The 14,912-nt window shown below is 32.3% G+C and carries 13 protein-coding genes; 7 read left to right on the top strand and 6 right to left on the bottom strand.

From position 1 onward, the window contains the following. Window positions 1–25 precede the first annotated feature (25 nt). A complete protein-coding gene (locus Q4Q34_RS13195; protein WP_303316028.1) occupies window positions 26–3,301 on the top strand; it encodes a hypothetical protein in 3,276 nt (1,091 codons plus the stop codon). Between the two features lie 33 nt (window positions 3,302–3,334). Here Q4Q34_RS13195 and Q4Q34_RS13190 read toward each other — a convergent pair whose 3' ends face one another. The 6 genes from Q4Q34_RS13190 to Q4Q34_RS13165 form a co-directional block, all read right to left on the bottom strand. Beyond that, the gene (locus Q4Q34_RS13190; RefSeq protein WP_303316030.1) at window positions 3,335–3,964 is read right to left on the bottom strand and encodes an SCO family protein; all 630 of its coding nucleotides are present in this window, start codon (window positions 3,962–3,964) and stop codon (window positions 3,335–3,337) included. Next, the gene (locus Q4Q34_RS13185) at window positions 3,961–4,464 is read right to left on the bottom strand and encodes a toxin-antitoxin system YwqK family antitoxin (protein ID WP_303316032.1); all 504 of its coding nucleotides are present in this window, start codon (window positions 4,462–4,464) and stop codon (window positions 3,961–3,963) included. The genes Q4Q34_RS13190 and Q4Q34_RS13185 overlap by 4 nt, the downstream gene beginning before the upstream one ends. Window positions 4,465–4,527: 63 nt before the next feature. After that, window positions 4,528–5,307, bottom strand: coding sequence for a YHYH protein (locus Q4Q34_RS13180; protein WP_303316034.1), 780 nt, complete (start codon window positions 5,305–5,307; stop codon window positions 4,528–4,530). Between the two features lie 228 nt (window positions 5,308–5,535). After that, a complete protein-coding gene (locus Q4Q34_RS13175) occupies window positions 5,536–6,054 on the bottom strand; it encodes a Spy/CpxP family protein refolding chaperone (RefSeq protein ID WP_303316035.1) in 519 nt (172 codons plus the stop codon). A 7-nt stretch (window positions 6,055–6,061) separates the two neighbouring features. Further along, the gene (locus Q4Q34_RS13170) at window positions 6,062–6,373 is read right to left on the bottom strand and encodes a hypothetical protein (RefSeq protein ID WP_303316036.1); all 312 of its coding nucleotides are present in this window, start codon (window positions 6,371–6,373) and stop codon (window positions 6,062–6,064) included. 38 nt (window positions 6,374–6,411) lie between these two features. Then, window positions 6,412–6,990 (bottom strand): RNA polymerase sigma factor, encoded by a 579-nt coding sequence (locus tag Q4Q34_RS13165; RefSeq protein WP_303316037.1) that lies wholly within the window; start codon window positions 6,988–6,990, stop codon window positions 6,412–6,414. Window positions 6,991–7,133: 143 nt separating this feature from the next. Between Q4Q34_RS13165 and Q4Q34_RS13160 the strand changes: the two genes are divergently transcribed. The 6 genes from Q4Q34_RS13160 to purL all read left to right on the top strand — a co-directional run bounded on the left by Q4Q34_RS13160 (window position 7,134) and on the right by purL (window position 14,586). Further along, window positions 7,134–8,348, top strand: coding sequence for an RsmB/NOP family class I SAM-dependent RNA methyltransferase (locus Q4Q34_RS13160; protein WP_303316038.1), 1,215 nt, complete (start codon window positions 7,134–7,136; stop codon window positions 8,346–8,348). A gap of 83 nt (window positions 8,349–8,431) precedes the next feature. Continuing rightward, complete coding sequence (locus tag Q4Q34_RS13155; protein WP_303316040.1) at window positions 8,432–8,971, top strand: dihydrofolate reductase family protein; 540 nt, start codon at window positions 8,432–8,434, stop codon at window positions 8,969–8,971. Between the two features lie 19 nt (window positions 8,972–8,990). Next, complete coding sequence (locus Q4Q34_RS13150; RefSeq protein WP_303316042.1) at window positions 8,991–9,851, top strand: fructosamine kinase family protein; 861 nt, start codon at window positions 8,991–8,993, stop codon at window positions 9,849–9,851. 137 nt (window positions 9,852–9,988) lie between these two features. Beyond that, window positions 9,989–10,531 carry a DUF6934 family protein gene (locus tag Q4Q34_RS13145; RefSeq protein WP_303316044.1) on the top strand — a complete coding sequence of 181 codons (543 nt, stop codon included), beginning with the start codon at window positions 9,989–9,991 and terminating at the stop codon, window positions 10,529–10,531. 27 nt (window positions 10,532–10,558) lie between these two features. Next, a complete protein-coding gene (locus tag Q4Q34_RS13140) occupies window positions 10,559–10,729 on the top strand; it encodes a hypothetical protein (protein WP_303316045.1) in 171 nt (56 codons plus the stop codon). A gap of 200 nt (window positions 10,730–10,929) precedes the next feature. Continuing rightward, the gene (gene purL, locus Q4Q34_RS13135; RefSeq protein ID WP_303316046.1) at window positions 10,930–14,586 is read left to right on the top strand and encodes a phosphoribosylformylglycinamidine synthase; all 3,657 of its coding nucleotides are present in this window, start codon (window positions 10,930–10,932) and stop codon (window positions 14,584–14,586) included. Window positions 14,587–14,912: the final 326 nt, after the last annotated feature.

Raw genomic sequence — 14,912 nt, 5'->3', positions numbered from 1 at the left:
TAATTTTATACAAACACGACTTACTATGCTAAAAAACAAAGATTTAACCTATAATCCTTTCAAATACTTTATAAGAAACGGAATCTCTAAACGCGCTCTTTTTATATTCATTCTACTATCGATAGCTATGGTCGTTTTTGCTGGAATCTTTAAAACTAATGGATTTATTGACCACCCTCAATTTTCAGACAAAATTATTCTTACCGACTGGTTCGAAGCACTTGAAATTTCATCTAAAGTAATGCTTTTTTATAAGCTTTTTTTCTATACGGATTTTATATGGGCTATCTCGCTTTTATATGTTATGGGATGCTACGTATATACAAAAGCTAAAAAACACACATCTAACAAATGGTTTTTCTGGTTATTTTTAATTGTAGCTATTGCTGCCTACACTTTCGATGTAGTAGAAAACATCTGCTACTTAATAAAAAAGTCTTACCCAGAAACTATCGCACAAATAAAAGAAGTTTTTTATGCTTTTTCTTTAATCATACTTCTATTGGTGGTACTAAAGTATTCAATACAAAACAGGCTGACTATAATCTGGGATTTTATTAAGTCCTCATACATCAGTCTTATTATCTTATTTATTATTGGATCTGCTTTACCGAAAGTTCCACAGGTCAATTCTATTGTAGTACGTTTGTATGAAAACCCTGTTCAGTTTGTCTTTGTCTTACTAGGGCTTTTCGCTCCAATATTTTGTATTGCTTTGTCTCACTATCCCAATTATTTTCTTCTTAAAAATGGTAATAAAATTCCTGAAAAAGACTGGCGAATGTCCAAAAGATTCTGGCTATTTGGTACCATTTGGTATATAAAAAAACAAGAACCGGAAAGTAACAAACCCAAGAGCCATAAAAACTATGAAAACTATATCAATTTTTTAAGACGTACTCTGGGAGTTTTCTTTTATGTTGCTCTATTTTATATGGTTGCATATACCGCAGACACTAATTTTGTTTGTGGCTTTTCTGTGAGCAACTTATCTTTTCCATTACTAATAGCTCTTATCTGGTGGCTGTACGTTTTGAAAAAGAAGAAAGAAAAATGGCAGTTCTACAATAAAGATCTTTTAAATATTGGAGACATAAAAGACGATACTACAGATTTCTATTTCACTAATGATGAAGAAGAGCCCCCAAAATTATATAGCATAAATAAACCCATGTTTGTTTACGCTATATTTCTAATTATCACGCTTGTTATTCATTTAGTCTTATTAATATTATTACTGTCGTACATCAATATTAAAACCGAATCGCCTTATAATCAAACAACAGTTATCATCAGTCTGCTATGTATTGTATTTCAAGCTATTACTTATGTATACTACAGAACATATCGATCTATTTTCAGATATGTATTTTTTAATTCTAAGATATCCTCTATTTTTTATGCTTTCACTTTAATGAATCTAAAAGATGAAGAGACCGAGTTGCCAATAAATGAAAGAAAAAAGAAAATAAAAGACTATTTTAAAAACCATGATTTTACAGAAGGTAATTCTTTATTAAAATTCTTCTCCAAAATACGCTTATGGCAATTAAGTTTTGGCGCCATGAGTAATAATGTGATATTTCTTCAAATCTTAATTCATAGTGGTTTTATCAATTTATTCTTTTTAATATTCGTTAACTTCTTTCCCGAAAAAGCCCTCGGTATTAATGCTATAATAATTATTTTATCATATTTCTACTTGTTTTATGGTATTATCGTTATAATAATTAAGCACTTTATTTATTACAATAAGTCTGGTGATACTTATGCCAAACAGAACAAAAAGCGTTTTTTGTTCTCTTCTGCAGTTGCTGTTTTAATTGTACTGATACTCAATATTACAGCAAGATTCATTGATGCTACAAAAAGTCATTTATATCATTTAGAACAAATTGAAAGAAACCAATCGGATGAATTAAGCCTTGAAGACTATGTAAGTAAACTGAATAAAGATTCTAATCAACATAAGCCCAGATACTATGTAGGATGCTATGGAGGTGGTATGAAAGCCAATGCATGGACCATGACAGTTTTAAATGAAATTATAAGTAAAAATCCTAATTTTATTAAAAACACGGTATGTCTTTCTGGAGCTTCTGGTGGCACCATAGGGTTAGTAAATACAACAATGACGTTAAGCCATAAAGAAAATCATATTAATAGTACCATTGATTCTATAGCTACGGGAAACATATTAGCGATGGATTTAACACACCTTCTTGGCAGAGACCTTTTTAGCCATCTTTTCGTTCCTATTTGTGATTTAAAAGGAAAAGATCGTTCTACATCGGCTATGAAGGTATATGCTGACTACTCCGGGTTTGATATGGACCAATTTAATTCTACTGCTTACAGAAACTATTGGAAAAACAACATGTATAAACAGGATTCTATTTTCCCAATACTTATTGCTAATACAACGAACATTAAAGGAAGCCAAGGTATGGCCGTTTCGGTTAAAGTTGACAGTAAAAAACATAAAGACATAGAATCACTTCTATATATGGGATCCGATGATATCTTGGAACTGGGCTCCAATAGAGATAAAACACTATCTTTTTATAACGCCGTATCTACCACCAACAGGTTTCCATTAATAAGCCCTGCTGCCACCATAGAAGGAAAAGGGCAATATAACGACGGGGGTATTTATGAAAATTCAGGACTACTTTCTGCTTATAAATTATATAATGCAGTAAATAAAATGGAGCAAAAAATAAACACAGCAGATAGTATCTTTAAAATAAAGCACAAAGAAGATGTGTTTCTAAACATTGTAAATGATAAAGACTTGTTTATAAAATACTTTTTAAAGGATCATATTTCGGATTGCAAAGACTATAAGATTAACGAATCCAGCGAAATGTCTGCTATCATAACAGCTGTTGCAGCTACAGAAATGCTTCCTTCTTATATAAAAAATAAATTAAGCTATCTGGCTCAAAGCGATGATTCGACAAAAGATAAAACACGTTTTATAAGTATCTATCTTCCTCATAAATTTACTTTTGAGGATGTGAAAAATATTTATGGGAAAATAGAATTGGATGTTTTATGTATTAAAAAGATTAAAGATAGGATTAAAGACAATGATGAATATATCAATTGTGCCATGAATATATGTAGTGATTGTAAAAACTGTCCTAAAACTTGCGTTATTATTGAACCTGCTTTGAGCAGAGTTATAGCTAAACCTGCCCACCACTTCATGAAAGCTATGTTAAAGCACAAAGATGTAGTTGATAATATAATGGCATTAGATTCTATAAATTTTAAAAATAAAAAGCTCCGTAAATAATCACGGAGCTTCAGAATACTATTATGAATCAAATCATCCCCTTAATTTCAAAATAGCGATATGTCGTTTTAACCGTTCTACATCTATTTCTAAAGTTCCATTATAAACACCCCTTATATAGCCTTGTTTATCTATTAAAACAAAATTTTCAGTGTGTATAAAATCACTTTCATCTTGTGTTTTCATAAAATCTTCATCTGCAAAATAGCCTGTTCTAGCAATATTGTACAATGCATCTTTATCTCCGGTTACTAAATGCCACTTTGTAGCATTTATATCATACTTTTTAGCATAATCTTTTAAAACAGAAACTGAATCTTTCCAAGGCATTACGGTATGCGAAAGCAGCATAATATCCTCATCATTCATGTATGTTTTCTGAAGATCTCCCATATTTTTGGTAAGTTTTGGACAAATACCGGGACAACTAGTAAAGAAGAAATCAGCTATATAAATCTTATTCTTATAAGTTATATTAGTAACGACTTCTCCATTTTGATTGGTAAAAGAAAACTCTGGAATTTTATGCGTTGCTTTATCCCATTCCGGAGTAAAATCTGTACTATTAAAATAAGGTAACTTAGTTATATTATTACTTTCTTCTTGTTTGTTTTTACAAGATATAATGGTAAAAATTAACACTAGTATAATAGAATATCTCATTTTATTTCATTGTTATTTGCTGTTACTGTATAACACTTTTTTAAACCTATTAAACCAAATCGTTCTCCGTTAACCACTTCATAATTAGCTTTAATAGTACCGTTTACTTTCCAAAGGCGTTGACTGCCAACTTCCTTACCTGCCATATACTTAAAATCCCTAAATAATTGCCCAGTTTTGTACCACTCCTTAATCACACCATCGTACTCCCCTTTTTTATTAAAATGGTATTCAAACTTTAGTTTACCATCTGGCCACCATCCTTTATGCAACGCCGTTTTAAAACCTTCAAAATACCTGCGTTCTATTTTTTTTAAACCATTCTCATACCAATGCTTCTCATACCCATGCTTTTTCCCTTTATCATACTGAATATCTGACTTAACTTTATGGTTTTCATAATAAGACATTATATTACCTGTTAAAGGAATTTCATTAAAAAACATAACCCCATTTATTAGTTCTAAGTGTTCATTAGTATTAACTATTACATGCTTCATTTCTGATTTACAGGAATAAAACACACCAACACACAAGATCATATATTTTAAATATTTAGGCACTTAATTAGAAATATTTCCTGGAGTTCCAAAATAACCGTTTCCGTTAAGATATGGGTCTTGACTTGTAATATGGTAATGATAAATACCATCGGGGAAATCTGCTGTAGCAGATGTATGCCCGTGATAGACATCTAAATCATTATTTGTAATAACCGCTCCATTTTCAAGGGGTCCGTATACAGGAAACCCGTCAGCTAAAAGTCCTAAAAAAGCATCTTCCCCAAACTGTTGAGTCAAATAAGTCGGTTCAATATGGTAATGATACTGTCCTGTACGTTGCGGGTGACCTAACCATTGATCAAATGAATCAATTTCATTGGTTAATGGTTGGTCTGGTCCTGCATATTGATTAAAAAACACCACACCATTTCTTGCTATTCCTATAGGACCTAAGCCCGTTTCTTGTTTATTTGAAGCTTCAGATGGGTTTAATGACATTGTAAAAACTATATTTTGTTCACTAATGGTATTTGGATTAATACGCCAATTGGAATTAGTGCCATTATAAGCTTCATACAAAGGATTGTCTGTTGGCCAATACGGACTTGTATGATTGGGTAAATCTTGAGTTGTGAAAGTCACTGTATTCCCATTTACAGCATATGATAAGCCGGTTCCTTCAAATTTGGAAAGAATATTACTTATATCATAATCTGTATTCACAGGTTGCGTATTTTCATCTTCTTCAACTATGATTTCTGAATCGTCTTCATTAGAGCATGCTATAAAAATAATAACTACTAAAAAGGGCAAAACAAATAGGTTTTTTAAATTTTTCATAATCTATCTTTTTTAATATGACAAATAAATAACCATAAGGTTTAGTATTAGTAAAGAAATTACTAAAAATGAAATACTAATGACCAAGGCTCTTCTTCTAATTTTCATTGATTTATTTTGTGATTTGAATTTTTAGATGCGATTCCTAAAAAAAACTTGTGCGAATTTTTATTTTTTTTCAAAAAAAAAGCTCTCAATGTCTGAGAGCCTCATAAATTTCTATGAAAATCAATGCCTTGGAGGTGGTGGTCTATGATCGTCGTCCCCCCTTCTTAAAGGCGGTCTTTGTTCATGTCTTCCACCTTTATGAAGTGCTTCAGTAATGATTTTTTTAAATTTTCCTTTTTGTTTTTCATTACACAATGCTTCAATATCCTTAAAATGATAAAATGTCTCTATATCTCTTTTTTTTACTTCTTCTCCTATTAAGCTTGTAATAGAATCTATAGTCTTTTCGTTTAATGATTCATCGTATATATGATTAAACAAAGTTTCTTTTAATTCTTTAATATTATGACCTATACGTCTCATCTCATGATGATGCTCCCTGCCTAAAATTTCAAATTGAAACATTTGATCCTCACTAAAATTTAGTTCTTTAACAATAAAATTAGCAGGGTCTTTACCTCTAGGACCATTTTTACTTTCTATTTTATTAGAACCTCCTAAATAATTAAATAGAAAAAAACCATTAACCACTACTAAAAATACTAACAACACATATAAGAGTACGTTTTTTTTCATCATGTTTTATTTAATTAAATAATGACGTTCCCGAACCTGAAGACAAACCATATGTTTCTGCAAAATCATTAATATCACTATCATGTTCATTAGAATTTAGTTGCGTAAACGCTAATACATTTAAAACAATAAAACAAACCAAAGTTGCTAATTGTAACTTAGGAGAAAACCAGGACCAAATTAATTGCTCCTCTTCTTTCTCCGCAAACAATCTTTTCATGGTTTTATCCTTAAAAAAGGGAGATACTTTAACTGTTTCAATAGCATCCATAGACTCGAAAGTATCATTAATCTTATCTTGAATTTTCTTATTTATTTCCATACTAGATATTTAGATGCAATAATTTTTAAAACCTTGCGTTACTTTTCATTTTTATAATAATTCTCTAACAATTCTCTTAAGTTTTTCTTCGCCCTGAACATTAAAGATTCTACCGAAGACAAACTTTTATCAATAATGTCGCCAATTTCTTTATTACTCATACCATCTATCTTGCTAAGTGTAAACACGGTTCTTTGGTCTTCAGATAGTTGATTTATGGCAAGAAATAAAGTTTCACTTTTTTCTTTGTTTTCCAAAATAACCCCAGGGTGATTCATCTCCGTAAAATATTTACTTTTATCCATCGGCAAATCATTCCCCATGATAGATTGTAAAAAAGCAAAACGTTTTTTAGTATTCCTTTTTCTTATAAACTCTAAACATTTATTGGTTGCAATACGATAAATCCAGGTTGATAGTTTAGAATTCCCTTTAAATTTACCAATCGACTTAAAAACCTCAACAAAAACATCTTGAGCAATGTCTTCGGCATCCTCTTTATTTGGCACAAACGATATACAGGTAGCAAATACTTTATCCTGAAAATCATCAATCAGCTTACCATAAGCAGATTGCTTTCCTTCATTTAAATCATTAATAAAATTTTGCTCAGTCAAGTGTGTCTTTTAATACGTGCAAATTAGGAAATTAATTGCTGAATTAAACGTAACTTTGCAGCCTTAATAATTTTAACCTGTTCTTTTTTAGCCATAGAGGTAGTATAACTGCTTGCTAAATACCGAACACTGAGATCTGAAAAATGCGATTACATAGAAACCTTTGCTTTGCGGTAATAGATGGACTAACCTTAATTTTTAATGAGGGTAAGTATGCCGATAAAGTGATTCAACAACTATTAAAACGAGATAAACGTTGGGGAGCCAGAGATAGAGCTTTTGTTGCTGAAACTACTTATGACATAGTACGTTGGAAACGTTTGTATGCAGAAATTGCCGAAGTAAAAGAACCTTTTGATAGAGACAACTTATGGCGTATGTTTGCTGTTTGGGCGACCTTGAAAGGTATAAAATTACCAGATTGGAAATATTTTGAAAGTACGCCTACCCGAAAAATCAAAGGCCGTTTTGATGAGCTATCTAAAATCAGAAAACTTAGAGAATCCATTCCTGATTGGATTGATAATGTAGGTTTAGAAGAACTAGGTGAAGCAAAATGGACCAAAGAAATAGCAAAACAAAATGAACAAGCTGACGTTATTTTAAGAACCAATACACTTAAAACTACTAAAGAAAAATTGCAAAACATCTTGCATGACCAAGGTATTGAAACCGAATTCATCAAAGGCCATGATTCGGCACTAAAACTCACTGAACGCGCTAACGTTTTTGTTACCGATGCTTTTAAAAATGGACTTTTTGAAGTTCAGGATGCATCATCACAATTGGTAGCTGATTTTCTAGATGTAAAACCAGGTATGAAAGTGGTGGATACTTGTGCCGGTGCTGGTGGTAAAACCCTTCACATCGCGTCTTTGATGGAAAATAAAGGTCAGATTGTAGCGATGGATATTTATGAAAGTAAGCTCAAAAAGTTAAAGATAAGAGCCAGACGTAACGGCGTCCATAATGTGGAATTAAAAGTTATTGATTCTACCAAACCTATTAAAAAATTATACAATAAAGCAGACCGCGTTTTAATTGATGCGCCTTGTTCTGGTTTGGGTGTTTTACGCAGAAACCCAGATGCCAAGTGGAAATTAGAGCCTGAGTTTTTAGATAGAATTAGAGTCACTCAACAAGACGTATTACAACAATATTCCAGAATGGTAAAACCACAGGGTAAATTAGTGTATGCCACCTGTTCAGTATTACCATCTGAAAATCAAAATCAAGTCGAGACCTTTTTAAAATCTGAAGCTGGTACAGATTTCTCTTTAATAAAAGACAAAAAGATTTTCGCTCATACTTCTGGATTTGATGGATTTTATATGGCGCTTTTAGAAAGAAAGGGTTAATAACTTTTCGTTTAAAATTCTGTATTTACTTTTTAAATCTTCTATTTTTATACCCCTAATTTTAAATAAATTTAGAACCAAATATGGCATATAAAAACATTGTGTTTATTGGTAAAAGCTTAGACGGTTTTATCGCTGGAAAAAATGGTGAACTGGATTGGTTAGATATGATACCAAACCCAAATCAACATGGTATGGGCTATTATGATTTAATGGAGGAAATTGATGCCATTATAATGGGAAAAACAACATTTGAAACCGTTATTGGTTTTGATATTGACTGGCCCTATAAAAAACACGTATTTGTTTTAAGTCATTCGCTTAAAGAAGTTCCTAAAAACCTTAAAGGTCAAGTAACTCTGTTACATGGAAAAGAACGTGATGTTTTAGACACTATTCACAAAAAAGGTTTTTATAACTTGTATATAGATGGCGGAAAAACAGTTCAAAATTTCCTTAAAGCCGATTTAATTGACGAGCTTAGACTCTCTACTATTCCAATTTTGCTGGGAGATGGCATTCCATTATTTGATGTCCTTCCAAAATCACTAGTGTTCAATCATGTTAAAACAGAAGTGTTTTTAAATCAAATTGTTCAAAGTCATTATCAACGAAAAAAATAAACTTTACTATTTTTAAATCATGAATAATGATTTAAAATCACTTTTATCAAAAATACTAAACGAATCAATCACAAAAGTTTCGCCAGTTCATGGTGGAGATATCTCAAAAGCTTTTAAGATTGAAACCTCAAACAACGCCTATTTTTTAAAATCCAATAATGTATCAAACGCTTCAAACATGTTTCAAATAGAAGCTTACGGATTGCAAGTCATTAGAAAAACCAATACCATAAAAACGCCAAAAGTTTTAGCCTGTGATACCTTTCAAAATGTTGCTTTTCTACTTATGGAGTTTATTGATAGTAAATCACCTTCATCCGTAGATTACAAAAATTTAGGCTATCAACTAGCTCAATTACATCAATGCACTTCTGATAGTTTTGGTTTAGATCAAGATAACTTTATTGGCAGTTTACCTCAAAGCAATAGACAAAATACAACTTGGGTAGATTTTTATACAACAGAACGTTTATTACCACAACTTGAACTAGCTAAACAAAAACAACTACTTTCAAAAAACGAATGCCCATCTATACAAAACATCAAAAGTACTTTGGAATCACTCTTTACAAATATAAAACCAGCCTTATTACATGGTGATTTATGGAGTGGCAATTACCTCATCTCAAAAGATGGTACACCTTACCTCATCGACCCTGCTATTTATTATGGTCATCATGAAGTGGATATTGCCATGACTAAACTATTCGGTGGTTTTGACACATCTTTTTATGAAACATATTCCTCTCTTTTTAAAAACGACGAGAATACCTCAACAAGAATAGAAATCTATCAACTATATTACCTATTAGTACATTTAAATTTATTTGGGCGTTCTTATTATGGTTCCGTGTCTTCTATTTTAAAAAAGTATTTTTAATTCCAGCTTACACAGAAATCTCATAAAAATAATGTTTTGTCATTCCTGCGAAGGCACACTACTGTCCGGAATGACAAACATACTAAATTCACAAAACGTAAAAAAAATATTACCTTTGGGTACAAAAGCCTCAGATATTGAATAATATACCTGCTTATAAAACCGAACTTCTTAAGTCAAGAACAAGAAAAATCCAGTATTTATTTGAAAGTAAAGGACACAAATCAATAATTAAAGCGATTGAATATACCCCTGTAGCCAAAAGAAATGGAAAAGTTATCTATAATTTAGGTTTTGGAGATTACAATGAAGAAAATGGCAATATTTTTGATGATTCAAATAGTAATAATGGAGATATGAGAAAAGTGTTTAGTACAGTACTAAATACCATTCCTCAATTCTTTAAAGAAAACGAAGATGCTGCTATTTGGGTACAAGGTAGTGATAGTGCCGATAAATTTAAAAAACTTTGCAAGACCAATTGCAAAAAGAACTGTGAAGATGTGTGTAAAAATTTTAACAGGAGAATTAAAACCTATAGATACTATCTAAATAGAAACTTCGTTGAGTTAAGTAAAGAATACACATTTTTAGGGTTAACAAATGAAAAAAAAGCCACATTATCCCAATACACATCTGAAAATGAATATGTTGGCATTTTGGTTTTTAAGAAAAAATGAAGTAAATTTGTATAACATTTAGAAAAAATGGGAAGAAAAAAACAAATACTAAAAGCAACAAAAGTGCTTTCTATGTCAAAAACGACAAAAGAGAGGCTATCTAGTATTGCCAAAGATATTAAAGGCAAAGAATTGTTCCCTGAAAAAATAGAATTAGCAAAAAAGACATTGAGCAATATTAAATCACTCCCGATTTAAAAATAATGGCCTACAACATACAATAATGAGATAAGCGCAAACCAAATGGTTTGCATTTTTTTTGTTCATAAAACAAGGTAATTCCCTATGTTTAAAACCTCGTGGATAACTCTCCATTTTCATCACTATATTTTTGCATGAAATTCGACTAAAAAGAAGTAAATTTGCACTTTCTTTAAACATACACAAATCAAGACATAATGATTCATTTCTTTGGAAACGTAACCAGCAAAGTATTTGCTGTTCAAACAACAAAAGAATTATCAACTGAAACCACTTCAAAATTAACGTGGTTATTTGGCAACCAGCCAAAAATAGAACAAGCATCTCTCGATGCTTTTTTTGTTGGTCCGCGTGCAGCCATGATAACCCCTTGGAGTACAAATGCTGTAGAAATCACTCAAAATATGGGAATTTCTGACATTATCAGAATTGAAGAATTCGAAGCTGTTTCTGAAGATTTTAAAGCATTCGATCCAATGATTTCAGAGAAATTCAATGGATTAAACCAAAACTCTTTTACCATAGATATTCAACCTGAAGCTATTCTAGATATTGAAGATATTGCAACTTACAACCAACAAGAAGGGTTATCGTTAAGTGATGAAGAAGTTAAATATTTAGAAGACGTTTCTAAAAAAATAGGTAGACCATTAACGGATTCTGAAGTTTTCGGATTTTCACAAGTAAACTCAGAACATTGTCGACACAAAATCTTTAACGGAACATTCGTTATTGATGGAGAAGAAAAGCCTGTGTCGCTTTTTAAAATGATCAGACAAACATCAGAAGCAAATCCTAACGATATCGTTTCTGCTTACAAAGATAATGTGGCTTTTGTAAAAGGTCCAAAAGTGGAGCAATTTGCGCCAAAACGTGCAGATGTTCCAGATTATTATACTACAGAAGCATTCGAATCTGTTATTTCACTTAAAGCAGAAACACATAACTTCCCAACCACAGTTGAACCTTTTAATGGTGCTGCGACAGGTTCAGGTGGAGAAATTAGAGATAGATTGGCAGGAGGAAAAGGTTCTATTCCTTTAGCAGGAACTGCGGTTTACATGACGTCTTATTCTCGTTTAGAAGAAAATAGGCCTTGGGAAAAAGGTGTTGAAGAACGCGATTGGTTATACCAAACTCCCATGGATATTTTAATAAAAGCATCTAACGGAGCTTCAGACTTTGGAAATAAATTCGGACAACCTCTTATTTGTGGGTCTGTTCTAACTTTCGAGCATGAAGAAGATGCCCGTAAAATTGGTTTCGACAAAGTCATCATGCAAGCTGGTGGAATTGGTTATGGTAAAGCAGAACAAGCTTTAAAAGACACACCAAAAACAGGTGATAAAATAGTGATTCTTGGTGGTGAAAATTACCGCATTGGTATGGGTGGTGCAGCAGTATCTTCAGCTGATACTGGTGAGTTTGCTTCGGGTATCGAATTAAACGCCGTACAACGTTCTAACCCAGAAATGCAAAAACGTGCTGCTAATGCCGTTCGTGGGATGGTAGAAAGTGATGAAAACTTTATCGTTTCTATTCACGATCATGGTGCTGGAGGACACTTAAACTGCCTTTCTGAATTAGTTGAAGATACAGGCGGAAAAATAGATTTAGATGCCTTACCTGTTGGTGATCCAACATTATCAGATAAAGAAATAATCGGGAACGAGTCACAAGAACGTATGGGCTTAGTGATTTCTGAAAAACATATAGACACACTTAATAAAATTGCAGATCGTGAACGTTCGCCAATGTACACTGTTGGTGATGTTACAGGAGATGACCGATTTACGTTCCAATCTAAAACCAAAGGCAACAAACCTATGGATTTAGCCATGGAAGATATGTTTGGAAGTTCACCAAAAACGATTATGACAGATAAGACCGTAGAAAGAAACTATAGTGATGTTAGTTATAATTCCAATGAATTTTACAGCTACCTAGACCAAGTATTACAACTTGAAGCTGTAGCTTGTAAAGATTGGTTAACAAATAAAGTAGACCGTTGTGTTGGTGGTAAAGTTGCGAAACAACAATGTGTAGGGCCTTTACAATTACCATTAAATAATGTGGGGGTTATGGCATTAGACTATAAAGGCAAGGAAGGTATTGCAACCTCGATTGGACACTCTCCTATTTCTGGATTAATTAATCCTGTAGCCGGTAGTAGAAACTCCATTACAGAGGCATTGACAAATCTTATTTGGGCGCCTTTAAAAGATGGATTAAAAAATGTGTCACTATCTGCAAACTGGATGTGGCCTTGTAAAAATGAAGGGGAAGATGCGCGTTTATATGAAGCTGTAAAAGCTGTTTCGGAATTTTCAATTGATTTAGGAATTAATGTGCCGACAGGAAAAGACTCGCTTTCAATGAAACAAAAATACCCGAATGAAGAAGTGATTTCTCCTGGTACGGTTATTATTTCGACAGGAGCAAATTGTAACGATATAAATAAAATTGTTGAACCTGTGTTCAAGAAAAACAGTGGCAATATTTATTATATCAATATCTCTCAAGATGATTTTAAATTAGGAGGAAGTTCCTTTGCTCAAGTGCTTAACAAAATAGGAAACGATGCTCCAAATGTTAAAGATGCTGCTTATGTAAAAAATGTATTTAATACGATACAAAGCTTAATCGTTAACGATCAAATCGTTGCAGGGCATGATGTCGCTTCTGGTGGATTAATCACAACATTATTAGAACTATGTTTTGCTGATGTGAATACTGGAGCTGAATTAGATCTATCTTCCTTAAACGAAAAAGATACGTTCAAAATATTATTTGCTGAAAATTCAGGGATAGTAATTCAAGCTAAAGATGCTTCTATTGAATCTGTTTTAACAGAAGCTAATATTGAATTTCATAATATTGGAAAAGTAACGGAAAGTGATACCTTAAGTATTATTAATAATGCTGAAGTATTCACGATGACGGTTTCTAGATTACGTGATGTTTGGTATAAAACCTCATTCTTATTAGATCAAAAACAAACAGCTAATAATTTAGCTGAAGATAGATTTAACAATTATAGAAATCAATCACTCCAATATATTTTTCCAAAACATTTTACAGGAAAACTACCAGAAATTAGTGGAAAAAGACCAAAAGCTGCCATACTGCGTGAAAAGGGAAGTAATTCTGAACGCGAAATGGCAAACGCTATGTATTTGGCTGGTTTTGATGTAAAGGATGTACATATGACCGATTTAATCTCTGGTCGTGAAACGCTTGAAGACATTCAATTTTTAGGAGCTGTTGGTGGTTTTAGTAACTCCGATGTTTTAGGGTCGGCTAAAGGATGGGCAGGAGCCATTAAGTACAACGAAAAAGCTAATAAAGTTATAAAAGACTTCTTTGCTAGAGAAGACACCTTATCTGTTGGTATTTGTAATGGTTGCCAACTTTGGATGGAATTAGATTTAATAAATCCAGAACATGATATACATGGAAAAATGGTACATAACGATTCACACAAACACGAAAGTTCATTTACATCTGTTAAAATTCAAGAAAACAATTCGGTAATGCTTTCTACGCTTGCAGGAAGCACATTAGGTGTTTGGATTTCCCATGGTGAAGGAAAATTTGATTTACCATACACCGAAGACCAATATCATATTGTTGCAAAATATGGTTATAAAGGTTATCCTCATAACCCAAATGGCTCAGATTTTAACACCGCAATGATGAGTGATAAAACCGGAAGACATTTAGTAACGATGCCACATATTGAACGTTCTACGTTCCAATGGAACTGGGCGAATTATCCTGACGAAAGGCAAGATGAAGTATCTCCTTGGTTAGAGGCATTTGTGAATGCTAGAAAGTGGATTGAAAACAAATAGAAACAACAAAGCCTATAGCAGCTAAAGTAAGTCGAAGTATTCAAAGTAAACTTTTTGAGTCATCTTAATAATTATGAGATGACTTCTAATAATCTATGCTTTATATCTTCAAACAATACGTATTCTATTACGAACTCTCACCAAACATTATCATTATATCAGTTTCTACATAAGATACCTTTTTAACCTTATTAAATATACCAACCTAATTTTACAGTTATTTAGCATATTTAAACAGGCAAAGTACTACAAAAGCAAGCATACGTAAGTAATGCCTGCTTTATAAATTTATTTTTACACGCTTTTAAATTCAACATATCTTGTTT

This window comes from Flavivirga abyssicola (assembly GCF_030540775.2).
Taxonomy (GTDB): domain Bacteria; phylum Bacteroidota; class Bacteroidia; order Flavobacteriales; family Flavobacteriaceae; genus Flavivirga; species Flavivirga abyssicola.
The sequence above is the reverse complement of the archived record's forward strand: the minus strand, read 5'-3'. Positions and strand labels throughout refer to the sequence as shown.

Excerpts from the sequence above, each read along its gene's own strand:
- Q4Q34_RS13195 (WP_303316028.1), top strand. The coding sequence starts at position 26 with ATGCTAAAAAACAAAGATTTAACCTATAATCCTTTCAAATACTTTATA.
- Q4Q34_RS13190 (WP_303316030.1), bottom strand. The coding sequence starts at position 3,964 with ATGAGATATTCTATTATACTAGTGTTAATTTTTACCATTATATCTTGT.
- Q4Q34_RS13185 (WP_303316032.1), bottom strand. The coding sequence starts at position 4,464 with ATGAAGCATGTAATAGTTAATACTAATGAACACTTAGAACTAATAAAT.
- Q4Q34_RS13180 (WP_303316034.1), bottom strand. The coding sequence starts at position 5,307 with ATGAAAAATTTAAAAAACCTATTTGTTTTGCCCTTTTTAGTAGTTATT.
- Q4Q34_RS13175 (WP_303316035.1), bottom strand. The coding sequence starts at position 6,054 with ATGATGAAAAAAAACGTACTCTTATATGTGTTGTTAGTATTTTTAGTA.
- Q4Q34_RS13170 (WP_303316036.1), bottom strand. The coding sequence starts at position 6,373 with ATGGAAATAAATAAGAAAATTCAAGATAAGATTAATGATACTTTCGAG.
- Q4Q34_RS13160 (WP_303316038.1), top strand. The coding sequence starts at position 7,134 with ATGCGATTACATAGAAACCTTTGCTTTGCGGTAATAGATGGACTAACC.
- Q4Q34_RS13155 (WP_303316040.1), top strand. The coding sequence starts at position 8,432 with ATGGCATATAAAAACATTGTGTTTATTGGTAAAAGCTTAGACGGTTTT.
- Q4Q34_RS13150 (WP_303316042.1), top strand. The coding sequence starts at position 8,991 with ATGAATAATGATTTAAAATCACTTTTATCAAAAATACTAAACGAATCA.
- Q4Q34_RS13140 (WP_303316045.1), top strand. The coding sequence starts at position 10,559 with ATGGGAAGAAAAAAACAAATACTAAAAGCAACAAAAGTGCTTTCTATG.
- purL (WP_303316046.1), top strand. The coding sequence starts at position 10,930 with ATGATTCATTTCTTTGGAAACGTAACCAGCAAAGTATTTGCTGTTCAA.